Source organism: Arthrobacter oryzae (assembly GCF_031454875.1).
Taxonomy (GTDB): Bacteria; Actinomycetota; Actinomycetes; order Actinomycetales; family Micrococcaceae; genus Arthrobacter; species Arthrobacter oryzae_D.
Genome location: NZ_JAVDRQ010000016.1, coordinates 86,556 through 104,494, shown reverse-complemented (window position 1 = coordinate 104,494; position 17,939 = coordinate 86,556). Strand labels below are relative to the sequence as shown.

Annotated in this window: 18 protein-coding genes and 1 tRNA gene; 14 read left to right on the top strand and 5 right to left on the bottom strand. The window is 65.4% G+C overall.

From position 1 onward, the window contains the following. Positions 1 to 538 precede the first annotated feature (538 nt). From J2805_RS22360 to J2805_RS22330, 7 genes are all read left to right on the top strand, one after another. Entirely contained in the window at positions 539 to 958 is a 420-nt protein-coding gene (locus tag J2805_RS22360) for a DUF3052 domain-containing protein (RefSeq protein ID WP_214956791.1), read from the top strand. Then, positions 955 to 1,458 carry a peroxiredoxin gene (locus J2805_RS22355; RefSeq protein WP_309980222.1) on the top strand — a complete coding sequence of 168 codons (504 nt, stop codon included), beginning with the start codon at positions 955 to 957 and terminating at the stop codon, positions 1,456 to 1,458. Before J2805_RS22360 ends, J2805_RS22355 begins: the two co-directional genes overlap by 4 nt. Positions 1,459 to 1,462: 4 nt before the next feature. Then, positions 1,463 to 2,383 carry an NAD-dependent protein deacetylase gene (locus J2805_RS22350; RefSeq protein ID WP_309980221.1) on the top strand — a complete coding sequence of 307 codons (921 nt, stop codon included), beginning with the start codon at positions 1,463 to 1,465 and terminating at the stop codon, positions 2,381 to 2,383. A 110-nt stretch (positions 2,384 to 2,493) separates the two neighbouring features. After that, a tRNA-Val gene (locus tag J2805_RS22345) sits at positions 2,494 to 2,569 on the top strand. A gap of 103 nt (positions 2,570 to 2,672) precedes the next feature. Then, the gene (locus tag J2805_RS22340) at positions 2,673 to 2,963 is read left to right on the top strand and encodes a hypothetical protein (RefSeq protein ID WP_309980220.1); all 291 of its coding nucleotides are present in this window, start codon (positions 2,673 to 2,675) and stop codon (positions 2,961 to 2,963) included. Between the two features lie 311 nt (positions 2,964 to 3,274). Beyond that, positions 3,275 to 4,072: an IclR family transcriptional regulator gene (locus J2805_RS22335; RefSeq protein ID WP_309980219.1), complete on the top strand. Its 798-nt coding sequence runs from the start codon at positions 3,275 to 3,277 to the stop codon at positions 4,070 to 4,072. A 173-nt stretch (positions 4,073 to 4,245) separates the two neighbouring features. After that, positions 4,246 to 5,601 carry an MFS transporter gene (locus J2805_RS22330; RefSeq protein ID WP_396134461.1) on the top strand — a complete coding sequence of 452 codons (1,356 nt, stop codon included), beginning with the start codon at positions 4,246 to 4,248 and terminating at the stop codon, positions 5,599 to 5,601. A 147-nt stretch (positions 5,602 to 5,748) separates the two neighbouring features. On the opposite strand, the gene J2805_RS22325 is transcribed toward J2805_RS22330, so the two are convergent. After that, positions 5,749 to 7,158 (bottom strand): aminotransferase-like domain-containing protein, encoded by a 1,410-nt coding sequence (locus tag J2805_RS22325; protein WP_309980217.1) that lies wholly within the window; start codon positions 7,156 to 7,158, stop codon positions 5,749 to 5,751. Between J2805_RS22325 and J2805_RS22320 the strand changes: the two genes are divergently transcribed. Then, positions 7,157 to 8,158 carry a DMT family transporter gene (locus tag J2805_RS22320; protein WP_309980216.1) on the top strand — a complete coding sequence of 334 codons (1,002 nt, stop codon included), beginning with the start codon at positions 7,157 to 7,159 and terminating at the stop codon, positions 8,156 to 8,158. The two genes, J2805_RS22325 and J2805_RS22320, sit on opposite strands and share 2 nt — an antisense overlap. 12 nt (positions 8,159 to 8,170) lie before the next feature. Continuing rightward, positions 8,171 to 8,794 carry an FMN-binding negative transcriptional regulator gene (locus tag J2805_RS22315; RefSeq protein WP_309980215.1) on the top strand — a complete coding sequence of 208 codons (624 nt, stop codon included), beginning with the start codon at positions 8,171 to 8,173 and terminating at the stop codon, positions 8,792 to 8,794. A 100-nt stretch (positions 8,795 to 8,894) separates the two neighbouring features. Here J2805_RS22315 and J2805_RS22310 read toward each other — a convergent pair whose 3' ends face one another. Next, positions 8,895 to 9,959 carry a D-2-hydroxyacid dehydrogenase gene (locus J2805_RS22310; protein ID WP_309980214.1) on the bottom strand — a complete coding sequence of 355 codons (1,065 nt, stop codon included), beginning with the start codon at positions 9,957 to 9,959 and terminating at the stop codon, positions 8,895 to 8,897. Between the two features lie 70 nt (positions 9,960 to 10,029). On the opposite strand from J2805_RS22310, the gene J2805_RS22305 reads away from it, so the two are divergent. The 3 genes from J2805_RS22305 to J2805_RS22295 are packed head-to-tail and all read left to right on the top strand — an operon-like array spanning position 10,030 to position 12,856. Continuing rightward, positions 10,030 to 11,016, top strand: coding sequence for an NAD(P)-dependent oxidoreductase (locus J2805_RS22305; RefSeq protein ID WP_309980213.1), 987 nt, complete (start codon positions 10,030 to 10,032; stop codon positions 11,014 to 11,016). After that, positions 11,013 to 11,783, top strand: coding sequence for an SDR family oxidoreductase (locus J2805_RS22300; protein WP_309980212.1), 771 nt, complete (start codon positions 11,013 to 11,015; stop codon positions 11,781 to 11,783). The genes J2805_RS22305 and J2805_RS22300 overlap by 4 nt, the downstream gene beginning before the upstream one ends. After that, positions 11,783 to 12,856: an L-idonate 5-dehydrogenase gene (locus J2805_RS22295; protein WP_309980211.1), complete on the top strand. Its 1,074-nt coding sequence runs from the start codon at positions 11,783 to 11,785 to the stop codon at positions 12,854 to 12,856. The genes J2805_RS22300 and J2805_RS22295 overlap by 1 nt, the downstream gene beginning before the upstream one ends. Positions 12,857 to 12,918: 62 nt before the next feature. Here the strand turns inward: J2805_RS22295 and J2805_RS22290 are convergent, their stop codons facing one another. Next, positions 12,919 to 13,647 carry a FadR/GntR family transcriptional regulator gene (locus tag J2805_RS22290; RefSeq protein ID WP_309980210.1) on the bottom strand — a complete coding sequence of 243 codons (729 nt, stop codon included), beginning with the start codon at positions 13,645 to 13,647 and terminating at the stop codon, positions 12,919 to 12,921. Between the two features lie 260 nt (positions 13,648 to 13,907). Here J2805_RS22290 and gndA point away from each other — a divergent pair, with 260 nt between their 5' ends. Together gndA and J2805_RS22280 are read left to right on the top strand one after the other, a co-directional pair. Next, positions 13,908 to 15,344 carry an NADP-dependent phosphogluconate dehydrogenase gene (gene gndA, locus J2805_RS22285; protein ID WP_309980209.1) on the top strand — a complete coding sequence of 479 codons (1,437 nt, stop codon included), beginning with the start codon at positions 13,908 to 13,910 and terminating at the stop codon, positions 15,342 to 15,344. 131 nt (positions 15,345 to 15,475) lie between these two features. Then, positions 15,476 to 16,309: an oxidoreductase gene (locus J2805_RS22280; protein ID WP_309980208.1), complete on the top strand. Its 834-nt coding sequence runs from the start codon at positions 15,476 to 15,478 to the stop codon at positions 16,307 to 16,309. Here J2805_RS22280 and epsC read toward each other — a convergent pair. Both epsC and cysK read right to left on the bottom strand, forming a co-directional pair. After that, the gene (epsC, locus tag J2805_RS22275) at positions 16,306 to 16,890 is read right to left on the bottom strand and encodes a serine O-acetyltransferase EpsC (protein WP_309980207.1); all 585 of its coding nucleotides are present in this window, start codon (positions 16,888 to 16,890) and stop codon (positions 16,306 to 16,308) included. The two genes, J2805_RS22280 and epsC, sit on opposite strands and share 4 nt — an antisense overlap. Before the next feature lie 41 nt (positions 16,891 to 16,931). Then, positions 16,932 to 17,867, bottom strand: a complete 936-nt coding sequence (gene cysK, locus J2805_RS22270; protein ID WP_309980203.1) for a cysteine synthase A — start codon at positions 17,865 to 17,867, stop codon at positions 16,932 to 16,934. Positions 17,868 to 17,939: the final 72 nt, after the last annotated feature.

The window sequence follows — 17,939 nt, the reverse complement described above, 5'->3', positions numbered from 1 at the left end:
CCCTGATCAGCGTATCCAGGGACTCAATCCATTCGGCGGTCTCTTCCGGATCACGATCAGGCAGCTGGTTAGTCAACCCGCTGAGGATATGGGAGGTATCTTCTCCTGCAGCCACGTCCAACCTCTCTTTGCGCGCATGCATCGGCGCCCTCAGGTCCGGCAGGGTAGCTGCCTGGCGTGAACGCGACGTGTGCGACGTATCGGTTACAACAGCCCGGTCATGTGCGCCGGGCAGGGTCCTACCACGTCTATGACCGTATAAATCCAGGGCGATCGCCCCGCCGGCATAGTCGTCATCAGCCACTCTAGCTGTGAGAGCTATCCGATGCGTAGCCGCCGCCTGACGGCCCCGTCGCATTTGACGTCATACTGGTTGTGTGACGGAAAGCCGCCTGTGCGGACGGACGCCAGCCCTTGGTGTGACGCAGAATAAGTGGGATCGCGGGGGCAACAGCTTGAAGAGCAGGCACAAAGGGTGTTGGCTTGTAGTAATGGAAATCACTAGATTTATGAAAATGACTAAGCATTGGAGGAACACGTGAGCGAGGCCGACGCCGCCACTTCGGTAAATGTGGCGGAAAAATTGGGTTTCAAAAACGGGGATCTGATTCAGGAGTTCGGTTACGACGACGACGTCGACTTCGACTTGCGTGACGATATTGAAGACCTCACGGGCTCGGAACTCCTTGATGAAGACGACCACGACGTAGTCGACGCCGTCATATTCTGGTGGCGCGACGGCGACGGGGACCTGGTGGACACGCTCATGGATTCACTGACCACCCTGAGTGAGAACGGTGTGGTCTGGGTACTGACGCCAAAGTCGGGGAGGCCCGGTTACGTGTCCCCTGCAGAGATCCAGGAAGCTGCGCCCACAGCGGGGCTGCACCTAACGACATCGCCGGGTGTATCCAAGGACTGGAGCGCCACGCGCCTGGTCACCAGGAAGAACAAGTGACCCCACCGCCGGTACAGACCGCCGATGCGGTCAGCGTAATTCCGGAAATCGGCGACACTGCGCCCGACTTTGAACTTGTCAATCAGTACGGCGAGCCCGTCCGGCTGTCGGAACTTCGGGGGCGCAACGTCGTCGTCGTTTTTTATCCGTTTGCCTTTTCCGGGATATGTACCGGGGAGCTCTGTGAAATCCGGGACAACCTTGCGCTGTTCGAGGATGCTAACGCCACCGTCCTCGCCGTTTCCGTTGACAGCAAGTTCACACTGCGTGCCTACGCCGAACAGGAAGGCTACGGCTTTGACCTGCTGGCGGACTTCTGGCCGCACGGCGGAGCGGCATCCCTGTACGGAGTCTTCGATCCCGACACCGGGATGGCGAAGCGTGGAACCTTCATCATCGATGCTGACGGCATCATCCGTTACGTCGTGGTGAATCCCCGCGGCCAAGCCCGTGACTTGGCAGGATACCGTGCCGCCCTTGCGGAGCTCGGCGGGAGCTGACGGAATGAGTGAGCGGCGCCCCGGGTTAGGCATGACTGGTTTCGCCAGCCTGCCACCGGTCAGCGCCGCCGCTCCTGCACCTGACCAGCTTGGAGTTCTTCGGGGCATCCGGGACGCCTTGGCGGGAAGGCGCTTCGCCCTCCTCACCGGCGCCGGCCTCAGTACAGACTCGGGCATCCCGGACTACCGGGGACCCGGTGCCGCACCACGGGCGCCCATGACCTATCAGGAGTTCATCGGCCACCAGGACAACCGGCAACGCTACTGGGCCCGCAACCACATCGGCTGGTCCCACCTGCGGCGTGCCGATCCGAACGACGGCCACACGGCGGCGGCCAGGCTGGAGCAACGCGGCCTGCTGACCGGCCTCATTACCCAAAATGTGGACCGGCTCCACGAGGACGCCGGCAGCGTAAATGTGGTCGACCTTCACGGCCGTTTCGACCGCGTGGCCTGCCTTGCCTGCGCGCGGCGGTATACGAGGACGCTGCTGGCCGGGTTGCTGGAAGAACTGAACCCCGGATTCCTCGAACAGGCCCTGGCGGACGGTGTGGTGGAGATGGCACCCGACGCCGACGCAACGGTGGAGGACTCAGCCCTTATCCGCAGTTTCGTTGTGGCGCACTGCCCGGCGTGCGGGGGGACGCTCAAGCCGGACTTTGTGTATTTTGGCGAGAATGTTCCCAAGGACCGCGTCGAACGCTCCTACGCCATGGTTGACGATGCCGGCGCCCTTGTTGTTGCCGGATCCTCACTGACCGTGATGAGCGGACTCCGCTTCGTCCGGCACGCCGCCCGGCAGGAGAAACCGGTGGTGATCATTAACAGGGGAGCCACCCGGGGCGACGATTTGGCAACCATTAAGCTGGAAGCCGGCGTCAGCGAATCGCTCACCTGGCTTGCCCGCGAACTGCCGGACCTGTGATGTGCGACTCACCGCAGCCCGGGGGCGGGCGCCGATTGGCGTTCTGCCGGTTTCATCCGGTACAGTTGCTGTTCGTTGGTTGAAGCGCTGAGGCGCCGAAATCACGGTTTGGGTCTTTAGCTCAGCTGGTAGAGCGCCACGTTTACACCGTGGATGTCATCGGTTCGATCCCGGTAGGACCCACCACCAAACCCCGTCATTGCAGGCCATAAAGGTCGGCAAGGGCGGGGTTTTTTGTGTTTGCTGCCGGTGACCAAAAATGTCCGACCCCGTCCCTAGTGTTGCGGGCATGGAACACGTCTTGATGAGGATGGCCCCGGACGGCCAACCGCTCGCCCTTGTCCGCGGCGGACGGGAATGGACCATCGGCGCGGAGCCGGTCCGCTGGTTTGAACGGGTCAGTTGGTGGGAGGCCGAACGGAGGATGCCGAAGGGCCTCGGAAGAGTGGACATTGAGGTGTGGCGGGTCCAGGCGCGGCTCGGCAGGAACGCCGACTCCGCCCTCACCACCATGGAACTGATCCGCGACGGACTCGGAGGAGGCTGGCGGCTGCGGGAGGCGGTTGCGGATGCCGCGTGATCCCCGGGTCCCGAAAACGGCAAGGCCCCGGGAAATTGGAAAAGCCTTCCACCGCGGCTATTGGGGGATGCCGCGGTGGAAGGCTTGAAATGAATATACAGTGAATTTTTCGAAATGTGAAACATTCGGGAGGACACGCCGTGGCTCTTCGCTGGTTGCCGGGCTGCCGGCCCGAAACCCGAGGGCAGCGGTCAGCCGCTGACCAGGCGGATCCGGCGGCCACACATTATGATGGTTACTGTTCAGCTGAATGAACACAACTGTGACTTAAGCGGCGCTTTTAACGGACGCGCTTTACCTGAAGGAGAATCATGGCCGATTCCCGAGCTCCCCGCACCTCTGACGGACTGGGCAGTGCGTCCCCTGCGCCGGCTGTAACGCGTGCCGCCGCCGTGTTGGAGGCGCTGGCCGCCTCCTCGAGCGGCAGGCTCACGTTGAGTGACCTTTCGAGGGAACTCGGCATCCCCAAATCGTCAACGTCGAATCTCCTGCTGGCCCTTGAAGAGGCCCGGCTGATCAACCGCCAGGGCGCAGACTTCACCCTCGGACGCAAACTCGTGGAGCTCGGCGCCGCCTACCTCAGCCGGCTGGACGAGGTCCAGGAGTTCTACCGCTTCTGCGAGCAGGCCCCCACGCTGTCCGGCGAAACAGTCCGCATCGCCATGCTGGACGGCGCCAATGTCATCTACCTTGCCCGCTATGAAGGGCACCCGGCTGTCAGACTGACGTCCAACATTGGCGACAAGATGCCGGTGTCGCTGTGCGCCGTTGGCAAAGCGCTGATCGCCCGGCTGCACGACCATGACATCGAGGAGATGTTCCCCGATGATGCGGAACTTCCGGTACTGACGCCGAAATCGCTTCGGACCGGCGCCGACTTCAAGAAGCAGCTGCCTGCCATCCGGGAGCAGGGGTATGCCTTCGAGGACGAGGAGTCCACCACCGGTGTTGTCTGCTTGGCGGTCTCCGTCCCCACCAGGGGAGCCCACGGCCCGAGCCTGGGGCTGTCCGTCACTGCCCTGAAGGCCACCTATTCCGCGGAGCAGGGCGCAATGATGGTGAAGGAACTGAGGGAATTGGCCCGCTCCCTGGGCAATCCCATGGGCTAGGGCCGCTTCCTGAACGGGCACAACGGGGTGGCACTGGTTCGCGCGAAAATAAATCGTATTTCTTCATTGGCGATTGGTTCAGCGTGCTGTACTCTGTTCAATATAGTGATCCACGCCGCAGGGGTGGCCGCTATCCCACCAGACCAACGGGGGTCTGGAGTGTTCTTAAGGGAGTGCTAGTGACAACTCGTACTAATTCACCGCTTGCCGATGTGGACGACGCCGTCGTCGAACCGGAACAACTGCGGAGGGCAACTCTTGCCAGCTCCGTAGGCTCCGCTCTGGAGTACTACGACTTCTACATTTACGGCCTGGCCTCGGCCCTCATTTTCGGCCCGCTCTTTTTCAAGCCGCTCGGCGAGGACGGCGCGCTGATCGCATCGTTCGCCACCTATGGCGTGGGGTTCGCCGCCCGCCCGTTCGGCGGAGTCATTTTCGGCTATATCGGTGATAGGTTCGGACGCAAAATGGTCCTGATCCTTACGATCGGCCTGATGGGCACGGCGAGCTTCGCGATCGGCCTGCTGCCGACGTTCGAGCAGGCGGGAATGCTGGGCGCGGTCCTCCTCGTCACGCTGCGCATCCTCCAGGGCCTCGGCGCCGGTGCTGAGCAGGCAGGTGCCACCACCTTGATTTCGGAAGTCGCGCCGCGCCGCCGTCGTGGATTCTTCGCTTCCCTGCCGTTTGTCGGCATCCAGCTGGGCACGCTCCTCGGCGCCGGCACCTTTGCCCTGATTGCCATGGCTGACAAGGCCGTCCTCGAGGGCTGGCTGTGGCGTGTGCCGTTCCTGGCCAGCATCCTCCTGATCGCGGTGGCCATCTTCATCCGGCTCCGCCTCAAGGAAACGCCGGTCTTCCAGGAGCTGGAGAAGCACAAGAATGTGGTCAAGAACCCCATCGGCCAGCTGTGGAAGCACTCCAAGAAGAACGTGCTGATTGGCATCGGCCTGCGCATGGGTGAGAACGGCAACTCCTCGATCTACTCAGCCCTCCTGATTGCCTTCCTGGCAGCGAAGGACGGTGTCTTCCCCGGCGACAAGTTCATCGGTCCCGTAGGCCTGCTCATTGCCGCCGGCTTCGCCGCCGTCATGGTGGTCACCTTCGGGGCGCTTTCGGACCGGTTCGGACGGGTGCCGGTGTACCGTTACGGTGCACTGTTCCAGGCCCTCATCGCACTCCCCGCGTTCTACCTGGTGACGCTGGGCAACGTAACCCTTGTCTGGGTGGTCATGGTGGTTGGCATCGCGATCGGCGTCCAGTCCATGCTTGGCCCGCAGTGCCCGCTCCTGCCGGAGCTCTTCGGTTCCCAGTACCGCTTCACCGGTGTTGCCATGAGCCGTGAACTCTCCGCCGTCATGGCCGGCGGACTTGTTCCGCTGGTGGGCGCGTCGCTCCTGGCGGCAACAGATCACTCCTGGCTGGTGCTGGCCATCTACTCGCTGGTTTTGGCGCTCATCTCGTTTGCCACAACGTTCTTCACTCCGGAGACTGTGGGCCGGGACCTCCTCCTCACGGAGGACGCAAGCTAGCGCCGCCTGCAACACCCGGACTGCACTCGGCAGCAAGGCTGTGGCTCCCTCTGCAGAGGGGGCCGCAGCCTTTGCTGCGCTGGGACCCGCCCGCCCCTGCCGTCCGATGCGGCCGGTCCGCCCTGCCAGCCAGTCCCTGCCCGGTTCCTAAGTGTTGCGTTCCAGTGCCTGGCCGATGATCCGGGCGCCTTCCGGGAAGGCGCCCGGGTTGGACCCCGAGTAGTTGAGGCGGATGAACGCGCCCGCGGGTTCTGCCGGGAACCACTCCCGCCCGGCGGCGATGATGACCCCGGCGCTTTCGCAGTCGCGGGTCAGCCGTTCCAGATCCGTGCCGTCGGGAAGACGCGCCCAGAGGTTCAGGCCCCCCTTAGGGACCTGCTCGATGTGCGCCTGCGGAGCGTGCTCGCGCATGCTGGTGACCAGGAGGTCGCGGCGCGACTGGAGCTGGTGGCGGAGGCTGCGCAGGTGCGTCTGCCACCCGGGCTGCGTCACGACGTCGAGCGCTGCGGCCTGGAGCAGGCCACTGACATACATCGACTCGGCTGCCCGGTCCGCGAGGATGCGCTCACGTGCCGGGCCGCGTGCGATGACGGCGGCGATGCGGATGGCCGGGGACACGCTCTTGGTCAGGGACCGAAGGTACACCACGTGGCCGGAATCGTCCCGGGAGGCGACGGGCACGGGGCTCGTGGTGATGCCGAAGTCGTGCGCCCAGTCGTCCTCCACCAGGAACGCACCCTTCGCGCGCACCACATCCAGCACCTCTTCCCCCCGCCCTGCGGCCCACTGCGCACCGGTGGGGTTCGCGTAATTCGGTTGGGCATAGAACAGTCGCGCACCCGTTTCGTCAAAGGCCCGGGCCAGTTCCGCAATGTCCGGGCCGTCCGGTCCGCTGGGCACCGGGACAACGCGGACCCCGGCCTGCGCGGCCGCCAGGATGGCGCCCCAGTAGGTCGGTGATTCCATCAGCAGCGGCTGTCCGCGGCCCGCGAGGGCGCTGAAGATGGAGCTGAGCCCGCTCTGGCTTCCCGGCAGTACGACGACGTCACTCGGGTTCGGCGGTGTGGTTCCGGCTGGTGTCGAAGTGCCGAGCTCGTGCGCGAACCACGATTGCAGTTCCGGCAGGCCCGCTGCGGGCGGACGGGACAGCGCCGCGTCGCCCCGGGCTGCGCGTGTGAGTGCCGCCCGGACGAGGCGCTCGGGCAGGAGTTCGCGGTCCGGGTAGCCCGAGTGGAAGGCGATGGCGTTGTTCGCGACGTCGCGCATGGTGCTGGAGGCCGACGGAAGCGGTGTCAATGGCGACCGCAGGGCCGCCGTCTGCCAGCCGTAGTCCGAGGGGCGCGCAGTCCGGACGGCGCGGACGAAGGTCCCGACGCCGGGCCGGCTCTCGATCAGCCCCTGCGCAGTGAGGGCCTGCAGTGCCTTTTGCACGGTCACCGGACTGGCCTGGTACTCGGCCACCAAGGACCGTGTGGACGGCAGCCTTGATCCGGGTGCGGCCTGAGCGATCCATTGCCGCAGTCGCGTCGCGATACGGGAACTGCTATCGTTGTTCATGAGAGACAATAGTAGCGCTACTATCCAGATTCGCCCAGTGGTACTGGCCCGTGGTCAGTCCGGGCTGTGGTTCGGGCTTCTCGGAGTAGCGGCCTTCTCCTTCACGGTTCCCTTCACCAAGGTCGCCGTCGCGGGGCTCCCGCCGCTGTTCATCGGGTCCGGCCGGGCCGTCGTGGCCGCGGTCCTCGCTGGCTTTGCCCTTGCACTCACCCGCCAGCGCTTTCCTCGCGGCGTGCAGTGGGCCCGGCTTGCGGTGGTGGCCGCCGGCGTCGTGATTGGATTTCCGTTGCTGACGTCCTTTGCGCTCACCACGACCCGGGCCAGCCACGGTGCGGTGGTGATCGCCCTGCTCCCGGCCGCGACGGCGACAGCCGCTGTCCTGAGGGGACGCGAGCGTCCACCCCGGGCGTTCTGGCTTATCACCGGTGCGGGCGCGCTGGCTGCCATCGTCTTCGCCTCCATGCAAGCCGGGGGATTCGGTCAGCTGCACTTTGCGGACCTGCTGCTCGTTGGTGCGGTGGTGGCAGCCGCCGTCGGCTACGCGGAGGGCGGCCTGCTGGCCCGCGAGCTCGGCCCCTGGCAGACCGTGTCCTGGGCATTGGTGCTGGCAGCGCCGCTGATGGTGCTTCTGACGACGCTCTCCATGGCCCAGCAGTCGCCGTCAGCCACTCCCGTCCAGTGGGCGGCGTTCGCCTACCTCGGTGTGGTGAGCATGTTCCTGGGCTTCTTCGCCTGGTATCGGGGCCTGGCCATCGGCCCCATGGCCCAGGTCAGCCAGATCCAGCTGGTCCAGCCGGTGCTGAGCATCTGCTGGGCAGGCCTCCTGCTGGGCGAGTCCCTGACCTGGAGCACGGTCATCGGCGCCCTCGCCGTCATCGCCTGCGCCGGCACCGCCGTGCGGGTCCGGTTCAAGCCGGCCGCCCCGGCCGCCGCACCTCCCGCTGCTGCTCCGGTCGCCAAACCGGAGGCCATTCCCGCCACAAAATTCTCCAGCCCATAAAGGATTAGCACTATGTACACACCAGCCCACTTCGCCGCCGGACCCGACGCGATCAGCGACCTCCTCGCCCGCCCGGCCGCGGCCAATCTGGTCACCATGTCCCCGCAGGGGCTGCTCGCCACGCTCCTGCCGTTCGTTTTCGATCCGTCGATTGGCGAACACGGTGCCCTGCATACCCACGTTGCCCGCAACAATGCGCAGTGGTCCGAGCCGGTGATCGGAGAAGCACTTGCCATCATTCAGGGCGCGGATGCCTACGTCTCGCCGTCCTGGTACGCCTCGAAGGCCGAACACGGGCGCGTTGTGCCCACCTGGAACTACTCCACGGCGCATGTATACGGCAACCTGGTGATCCACGACGACCCGGTCTGGCTGGCCAGTCAGGTCAGGCGGCTGACCGATGCCAACGAAGCAGGACTCGGTCACTCGTGGAGCGTGGACGATGCGCCGGAACGCTACATCTCAGGGCAGTTGCGCGCCATCGTGGGGCTGGAACTGGTGATCACCAGGATCGAGGCGAAGACCAAGCTCAGCCAGAACCGGCCGGACGCAGACATCGATGGTGTGGTGGCAGGACTGGCGGCCCGCGGGCAGGCAGAGAGTGCCGCCGACGTTGCGAGAGCAAGGCGGCACTAGTCCCCGGACCCACGAAAAGGGCGGCCCCTCCGTTTTTGGAGAGGCCGCCCTTTTACCGAAGGTGTGCCGCGAGGTCCCGCGGACTCCGGATTAGTCGGGTTTAGTAGAAATGCACTGTGTCCACGAGGTGGGGGAGTTCCCCGCCGTCGAGGAACGTGCGCAGGTTGCTGCTGAAGCGTTCGGCGATCAGCCGGTTCTCCGCCGCGCTCAGGGCCGAGGTGTGCGGCGACACCATGACCTTGGGGTGGTTCCAGAGCGGGCTGTCATGCGGCAGGGGTTCGACGGCGAACACGTCGAGGCAGGCATAACCCACTTGGCCGTTGTTGAGCGCCTCCAGCAGGGCGTCCTCGTCCACCACGGTGCCACGGCCCACATTGACGAAAACCGTTCCCGGCTTCATGGCCGCGAACACCTCGCGGTTGAACAGCTTCTCCGTGTATGGCGTGCCGGGCAAGGTGTTCACGACGGCGTCCGCAGAGGCGAGCAGTCCGGCCAGGCCGTCGTTGCCGGCAACCTCTTCGATGCCCTCGATCGGCTCAACGTTCCGTTTGGTGCCGCTCACCTTCATACCGAGCGCCCGGGCGATGCGGGCTGTTTCGAGTCCGATCTCGCCGAGGCCGGTTACCACCAGGGTGGAGCCGTTCACCAGGCGCGTCGGAGTGCGCAGTTCCGGCCAGACCTTGGCGGCCTGGTCCACGGCGAGCTCGGCGCTGCGCTTGAAGCCGTTGAGGATACCAAGGGCGGCGAACTCCGCCAGCGGCAGCGCGTGCACTCCGGCCGAGGTGGTGACTTTGAATTTCTGCAGCGTTTCCTGGTCCAGGCCCGAGGCCTTGACCGCTCCGCCGGCGCCTGCCGCCATTGCGTGGATCCACTGGAGTCGGGGATTGCTTCCGGCGATGCGGGCAAGCCCGGCAGGATTCTCGTTGGGGAAGCCATACAGAACGTCGGCCTTGTTCAGCATGTCCCAGTAGCGGTCCTCCTGTTCCGGGCTGCGCCTGAAGTCCGGATCGCCGGCGTGATCGGCGGGGAACCGTTCGGGCGGGAGAAGGTCGGGCTCATAGAGGACGGACACGGCGGGATCTACGGCGCGGATACGCTCAACCAGCTCAGCTTCGAGCGGGACGGCGATTGCGACAGTGGTTTTAGTCGTCATAGTGTTCATCATACTGAATGGAGGCTAGGATATTGAACAGATTCCCCTCCATTAACCACGATGAAGTGAGGTGCCCCTGTCGATGGATGTCCGGACAGACCACGATTTGAACGACTATTTGCGTGAAAAGAGGGCCGGTTTCGTCGGGCTGGGGCTGATGGGCGGCCACATGGCGGCCAACCTGCTCAAGGTCGGCTGGTCCATCACCGGCTGGAACAGGTCAGCTCCCGCCCTGGACGATTTTGTTGCCCGCGGCGGTGAGCGCGCTACCGGCGTTGACGCCCTGCGCGACGAACCGGCCATTGTTTTCATGCTCCCGGATCTGTCCTACATAGAGGAAGCGGCGGCCGGGCTCCTGGCAAGCTGGTCCGAAAGCCCTCCCCGCCCGGGTACCGCCGTCGTGGTGATGAGCAGCGTGTCCCCGGCAGCCGTGCGGGACTTCGGGGCACGGGTATCCGACGCGAGCCATGGCAACGCCGTCGTCGTTGATGCACCGGTCAGCGGCGGCACCGACGGCGCCAGCGTCGGAAGCCTGGCCATCATGGTTGGGGCGGAGGCAGACGAATTTCAGCGCCTCCTTCCGCTGTTCAACGCCATGGGCGGCACGGTGCGGCTATTGGGTCCCCTGGGGTCGGGCTCGTTGGCCAAGGCGTGCAACCAGCTGATCGTGGGAACCACGACGGCGGCGCTGGCGGAAGCAGCGGAACTCGCCGAACGCTCCGGGATGGATGTCGGTGCGCTGTATGAGGTGCTGTCCGGCGGGTTGGCGGGCAGTCGTGTGCTGGAATTCGTTGGGCCGCGCCTCGCCGCCAAGGACTACGCGCCCACCGGGCCGGCAAAGTTTATGCACAAGGATCTTTCCTTCGTCCTGGAAAGCGCCGAGGCGGTAGATGCCTCCGTACCCATGGCGACGGCGGGCGTCGAACTTTATGCGGAACTGAAGCGGCAGGGGCTGGGGGACCTCGATCTCGCTGCAGTCCGGCAAACCATCTCGAATCTCAGCAACGGCACAGTCGCAACCGCAGCCCCGTCCAGCAGTCAAGACCAATTGAGGAACAGGAAACAATGAGTGCACTTTTTGACCTGACGGGGCGGGTTGCCCTGGTGACGGGTTCGAGCCGGGGGATCGGTAATGCGCTGGCGCGGGCGCTGGCGGATGCGGGCGCGACGGTGGTGCTGAACGGGATTAATCCCGAACGGCTGAAGGCCGCTGAAGCTGTGATGGCGGGGGATTACCCGCCGGGGCGGGTGCACAGCTGCGCGTTCGATGTCACGAAGGACACCGAGGCCGCCCGGGGCGTGGCGTGGGTGGAAGAAAACGTCGGGCCGCTGGAGATCCTGGTGAACAACGCCGGCATCCAGCACCGCGTGCCGATGCTGGATCTGGACGTCGCCGATTGGGAGCGGGTGATCTCCACGGACCTGACCAGCGCGTTCCTGGTGGGGCGGGAAGCGGCCCGGCACATGATCCCGCGCGGGCACGGGAAGATCATCAACATCTGTTCGGTGCAGACCGACCTGGCCCGGCCCACCATCGCTCCGTATATTGCGGCCAAGGGCGGGCTGCGGAACCTGACCCGGGCGATGACCGCGGAATGGGCCGGGTCCGGGCTGCAGATCAACGGCATCGCCCCGGGCTACATCCACACCGAAATGACGCAGAACCTGGTCGATGATGAACAGTTCAATGCCTGGATCCTGGGCCGGACCCCGGCCCACCGGTGGGGCACGGTGCAGGACCTGGCCGGCCCGGCGGTGTGGCTGGCCTCGGACGGGTCCGACTTCGTGAACGGCCAGACCATTTTCATCGATGGCGGCATGACGGTGGTGGTCTGATGCCCGGCATCCAGGAACTCCCTATGACCTCGGCCGCGGTGGTGGCCCACGCCGCCGGGGACCTCCGGATCGAGGACGTGCCGGTGAAGGCCCCGGCTCCCGGTGAGGCGGTGGTGGAAATCGCGTTCGGCGGGATCTGCGGCTCTGACCTGCATTACTGGCTGCACGGGGCCGCCGGTGAATCGGTCCTGAAGGCTCCGCTGGTCCTGGGCCACGAAATCGTCGGCACCGTGCTGCAGGCCGCGGCGGACGGCACCGGACCGGTCGCCGGGACCCCGGTCGCGGTGCATCCGGCCACCCCCGGCCCCGGCGCTGCCCGGTACCCGGAGGACCGGCCCAACCTCTCCCCGGGCTGCACGTACCTGGGCAGCGCCGCCCGGTTCCCGCACACCGACGGCGCGTTCAGCCGGTACGCGACCCTGCCGGCCCGGATGCTCCGTGCCCTGCCGGCGGGCCTGTCCCTGCGGAGAGCGGCCCTGGCCGAGCCGGCAGCGGTGGCCTGGCATGCGGTGGCCCGCGCCGGGAACGTCAAAGGGAAAACGGCCCTGGTGATCGGGTCCGGACCCATCGGCGCCCTGGCCGTGGCCGTGCTCAAACGCGCCGGCGCGGCCCGGATCGTGGCCGTGGACATGCACCCCCGGCCGCTGGAAATCGCCCGGGCCGTCGGCGCCGACGAGGTCCTCACAGGCGATGATGCCGAGGCCATCGCCGCGGTCGAGGCGGACGTGGTCATCGAATCCTCCGGCAGCCACCACGGCCTGGCCTCCGCGATCAAAGGCGCCGTCCGCGGAGGGAAAGTGGTGATGGTCGGGCTGCTGCCCTCCGGCCCGCAGCCTGTGCTGATCTCCCTGGCCATCACCCGGGAACTGGAACTGCTGGGCTCCTTCCGCTTCAACACCGAAATCGACCAGGTCCTGGCAGCCCTGGCCGACGGCACACTGTTCGTGGACCCCGTCATCACCCACGACTTCCCCCTGCACCGCGGACTCGAAGCCTTCGACGTGGCCCGGAACTCAGCCGAATCCGGCAAAGTCCTTTTGGACTTCCGCCCGGAACCGGGGCCGGGGCAGTAGGGACACTGCCCGCAACCACCCTCGCCGGCCGGCCGTTGGCCGGCGTACGGCAGCCTGGCGGGTCAGGCCTGCGGCAGTGGAACGAAGACCCTGGGCTGGTCCCGCCAGCTGGCCTCCATTTCGGTAATCGTCTCGCGCATGATCCGGCTGGAGGCCTCCCGGGCACCGGCCGTATCGCCTGCGACAATGGCCTCCGCCACGTCCACATGCCACTGCAGTGCGGTCTCGCGCGGGTGGTCCGGCATGAGGCCGTGGACAGTCCGGCCGGTCAGGGTTTCGGCCACCTGACCCACGAGGTTGGCGAACATTTCATTGCCGGAACCGGTGAGGAGCAGGGAATGGAAGTGGATGTCCAGCTGCAGGAACTCCGGCACGTTGCCGGCGTGGCCGGCGTCGCGCATGGCGAGCGACACGTCCAGCAGCTCCTTCCGGAGGTCCTGTGGCGCGTTGGCGGCAGCCAGTTCGGCCGCGACGGGTTCGACGGCGGAGCGCAGCTCCGCGAGGGACCTGAGCTGGGCGCCGCGGCCTTCGCCGGCCAGGCGCCACCGGATAACAAGCGGATCGAACGGATTCCAGCGGTTGGCCGGAAGCACCCGGATTCCCACCCGCTTGATGGTCTCCACGAGGCCAAGGGACTGCAGGACGCGGACCGCCTCGCGCACCACGGAGCGGGATACCTTCAGCTCTTCCTCGAGCTGCTCAGCCAGCATCACATGGCCAGTGGGCAGGGCGCCGCTCACGATACGGGTTCCCAGGTGTTCGATGGCGCGGTGATGGAGGCTGGTTGACATAGTGGTAAGCATAATCGGGCCGGAGCGTCCGTCCGGTGCGGTCCAATCCGTTCCGGCGTCCGGGCGGCCTCCGCGTCGGGTGGACCTTGGCGGCATCATAGACTGTTTTATGACGCGCCGCCTTCCAAAACGTGGGCGCTACTTTCCCGTTGTCCGCGGAAATACATATGGTTTATTGACAGCCACTGGTTCTTAAAGCGTGTTCCGCAGGAAGTGCGGAACAGAATGCACACGTTGCACAGAAATGAATTGGAGTTTTGATGTCAGCACACATCGGTGTCACCGGCCTTGCGGTGATGGGGGCCAACCTCGCCCGCAACCTGGCCCGTAACGGCTTCACCGTTGCCCTGCACAACAGGTCTGTTGAGAAGACTGACGCGCTGCTGGAAAAGCACGGACACGACGGCGACTTCGTGCGTACCGAAACCCTCCAGGAGCTTGTCAATTCCCTGGAAAAGCCCCGCCGCGTACTCATCATGGTCAAGGCCGGCAAGCCGGTTGACTCCGTGATCGAGCAGCTGGAGCCCCTGCTGGAGGCAGGCGACATCATCATCGACGCCGGCAACTCGCACTACGAGGACACCCGCCGCCGCGAAGCCGCCCTGGCCAAGAAGGACCTCCACTTCGTGGGCGTCGGTGTTTCCGGCGGCGAAGAAGGCGCGCTCAACGGCCCGTCCATCATGCCCGGCGGCTCCAAGGAGTCCTACGACGCTCTGGGCCCGCTGCTCGAAAAGATCGCCGCAAAGGTCGACGGCGAGCCCTGCTGCGCCTGGGTTGGCACCGACGGCGCCGGTCACTTCGTCAAGATGGTCCACAACGGCATCGAATACGCCGACATGCAGGTCATCGGTGAAGCGTTCGACCTCCTCCGTTCGGGTGCCGGCATCGAGCCCGCAGAGCAGTCCAAGATCTTCACCGAATGGAACAAGGGCGAGCTGTCCTCGTTCCTGATCGAAATCTCCGCCGAGGTCCTGGGCCACGTCGACGCCAAGACCGGCAAACCGTTTGTGGACGTTGTGGTTGACGCCGCAGGCCAGAAGGGCACCGGACGCTGGACGGTCATCTCGGCGCTCGAGCTCGGCTCGCCGGTTTCCGGCATCGCGGAGTCCGTTTTCGCCCGTGGACTGTCCTCCCAGGCCGAGCAGCGCAAGCTGGGCCAGGAGCTGCTGGCCGGCGGGGAAGCTGCCGTGGAGGTCCCCGAGACTTTTGTCGAGGACGTCCGCCAGGCCCTGTACGCCTCCAAGCTGGTTTCCTACGCCCAGGGCATGGACATGCTGACGTCCTCCGCCAAGGAATACGGCTGGGACCTCAAGCTGGACGAGATTGCCTCGCTGTGGCGCGCAGGCTGCATCATCCGTGCAGAACTCCTCAAGGACATCACCAAGGCCTACGCCGCTGAAGAGAAGCCGGCCAACCTGCTCTTCGCACCGGCCTTCACCAAGGCCATCGCTGACGCACTTCCGGCCTGGCGCCGCGTTGTTGCGACCGCTGTTCAGCTCGGCATCCCGGTGCCGGTGTTCTCCTCCTCGCTGGCCTACTACGACGGCCTGCGCCGCAAGCGCGTGGCTGCCGCCCTGATCCAGGGCCAGCGCGACCTCTTCGGTGCCCACACCTACGGCCGCGTTGACGCCGAAGGCACCTTCCACACCCTGTGGGGCGAGGACAAGTCCGAAATCGAGGCAGTAGACACCCACTAGCTTCCACGCCGCACGGCTCACACCAACGGTGACATCAACGGCCGGTGCTTCCCGGATACTCTGGGAAGCGCCGGCCGTTGGCGTTAACAGGCCGAGTTTCCGATGCCTGCCGTTAGCAAGGAGTGCTGCACATGTCCCAGCCAGTCGCGTTAGTCACCGGTGCATCCGCCGGCATCGGGTTCGAGGCCGCCAGAAAGCTCAGCGAGCACGGGTTCACTGTGTATGCCGGGGCCCGACGGGTCGCGAAGATGGAACCGCTGAAAGCATCCGGCGTGGAGGTGCTGGAGCTGGATGTCACGGATGAGGCATCAATGGCAGCTGCCGTGGCTACGATCCTCGAAGCTCACGGCAGGATCGATGTCCTCGTCAACAACGCCGGCTACGGATCTTACGGGTCCCTGGAAGAGGTGGAACCGGCGGAAGGACGGCGGCAGTTCGACGTCAATGTCTTCGGCCTGGCACGCATGACCCAGCTGGTACTTCCCGCCATGCGTGCAGCGGCGCAGGGGAGGATCATCAACGTGTCCTCCATTGGCGGCAAGATGTACGAGCCCCTCGGCTCGTGGTACCACGCCACGAAGTTCGCAGTTGAGGGGCTCAGCGACTCCCTGCGCCTGGAACTCAAGCCCCACGGCATCAAGGTGTCAATCATCGAACCGGCAGGCACCCAGACGGAATGGGGCGGCATTTCCGGCGAGAGCCTGCTGGCAACGTCCGGGCATGGACCCTACCGGGACCAAGCGAAAATTGTCGCGGCGGCGCTGGCCTCCACGGCAGGTAGCGACAGGTCGACGCATCCGGAAGTCGTCGCGGATGCCATCGTCCACGCCGCCATGGCCGCCCGGCCGAAGACGCGTTATCCCGTCGGCAAGGGCGCCCGCGCCATCGTGACACTGCGCCGGCTGCTGCCGGACCGTGTGTTCGATGCGGTTTTCTGGGCCGTCTACCAGCGGGTGGGCCGCTAGATACGATACTCGATGTAGTACTCGGCCGGGTCCACTGCAGGCTTGGTTTCGCGCTGGGCATCGCGGTGGCGCCACGTTCCCGGGATTCCGGTGATGATGGATTCCGGCGGGGCGTCCTTGACCACGACGGCGTTGGCCCCCACGGCGCTGTCGCGTCCGATGGTGATGGGACCCAGGACCTTGGCACCGGCGCCGATGGTTACCCTGTCTCCGATGGTGGGGTGCCGCTTGACCTTGGCCAGGGACCGTCCACCGAGGGTTACGCCGTGGTAGATCATCACGTCCTCACCGATTTCCGCCGTCTCACCGATGACCACGCCCATGCCGTGATCGATGAAGAAGCGTTTGCCGATGGTTGCGCCCGGGTGGATCTCGATTCCGGTCAGGAACCGGGCCAGCTGCGAAATCAGGCGGGCCGGGAAGCGGAGCGAGGGATTCTGCCAGAGCTTATGCGTGAGGCGGTGCGCCCAGATGGCGTGGAGGCCGGAGTAGGCAAAGAAGTTCTCAAAAGAACCTCGAGCCGCCGGGTCATGCGACCGGGCGGCGTCGAGGTCTTCCTTAAGTCTTGCGAAAAAGCTCACAAAGACCTTTCTACAGGAAACAGTGAATGGCGGGCTAAGACTTAGCCTCGGATGTCGTCATAGAGCACGGTGGAGATGTAACGCTCACCGAAGTCGCAGACAACCGCGACGATCAGCTTGCCGGCGTTCTCCGGACGCTTTGCGAGCTCGAGGGCTCCCCAGACGATCGCGCCGGAGGAGATGCCGCCCAGGATGCCTTCCTTGATTCCGAGGTCACGGGCCACGCGGACCGAGTCCTCCAGGGTGGCGTCGAGGACTTCGTCGTAGACGTTGGTGTCCAGGATTTCGGGAATGAAGTTGGCGCCGATGCCCTGGATCTTGTGCGGGCCCGGAGCGCCGCCGTTAAGGATTGCGGAATCCTTCGGTTCGATGGCGACAATCTGGACGTTCGGGTTGCGTTCCTTCAGGACCTGGCCGACGCCGGTCACGGTGCCGCCGGTGCCGATGCCGGCGACGAAGATGTCCACCTTGCCGTCGGTGTCGGTCCAGATTTCCTCGGCAGTGGTGGTCCGGTGGATTTCCGGGTTGGCTTCGTTGGCGAACTGCTGGGCCCAGATGGAATTCTCCGTGTTGGCCACAATTTCCTGGGCCTTCTCCACGGCGCCACGCATGCCTTCGGAGCCCGGGGTCAGCACGATCTCCGCGCCGAAGGCACGCAGCATGACACGGCGTTCCGTGGACATGGTCTCGGGCATGGTCAGGATGACCTTGTAGCCGCGGGCGGCACCCACCATGGCCAGGGCGATGCCCGTGTTGCCGGAGGTTCCTTCGACGATGGTTCCGCCGGGCTTGAGGGCGCCGGACTTCTCCGCGGCATCAACAATGGCGACGCCGATGCGGTCCTTGACGCTGTTGGCCGGGTTGTAGAACTCAAGCTTGACGGCCACCTGGGCGTCCAGGCCCTCGGTCAGGCGGTTGAGCCTGACCAGCGGAGTGCCGCCGACAAGCTGGGTGACGTCGTCGTAGATCCGTGCCATGTATTTGTGCCTATCTCTGAAGAGTTCTCTGAACAGCGAATACTGAGGTCAGCCTAACGAGGGGTGCCGGAA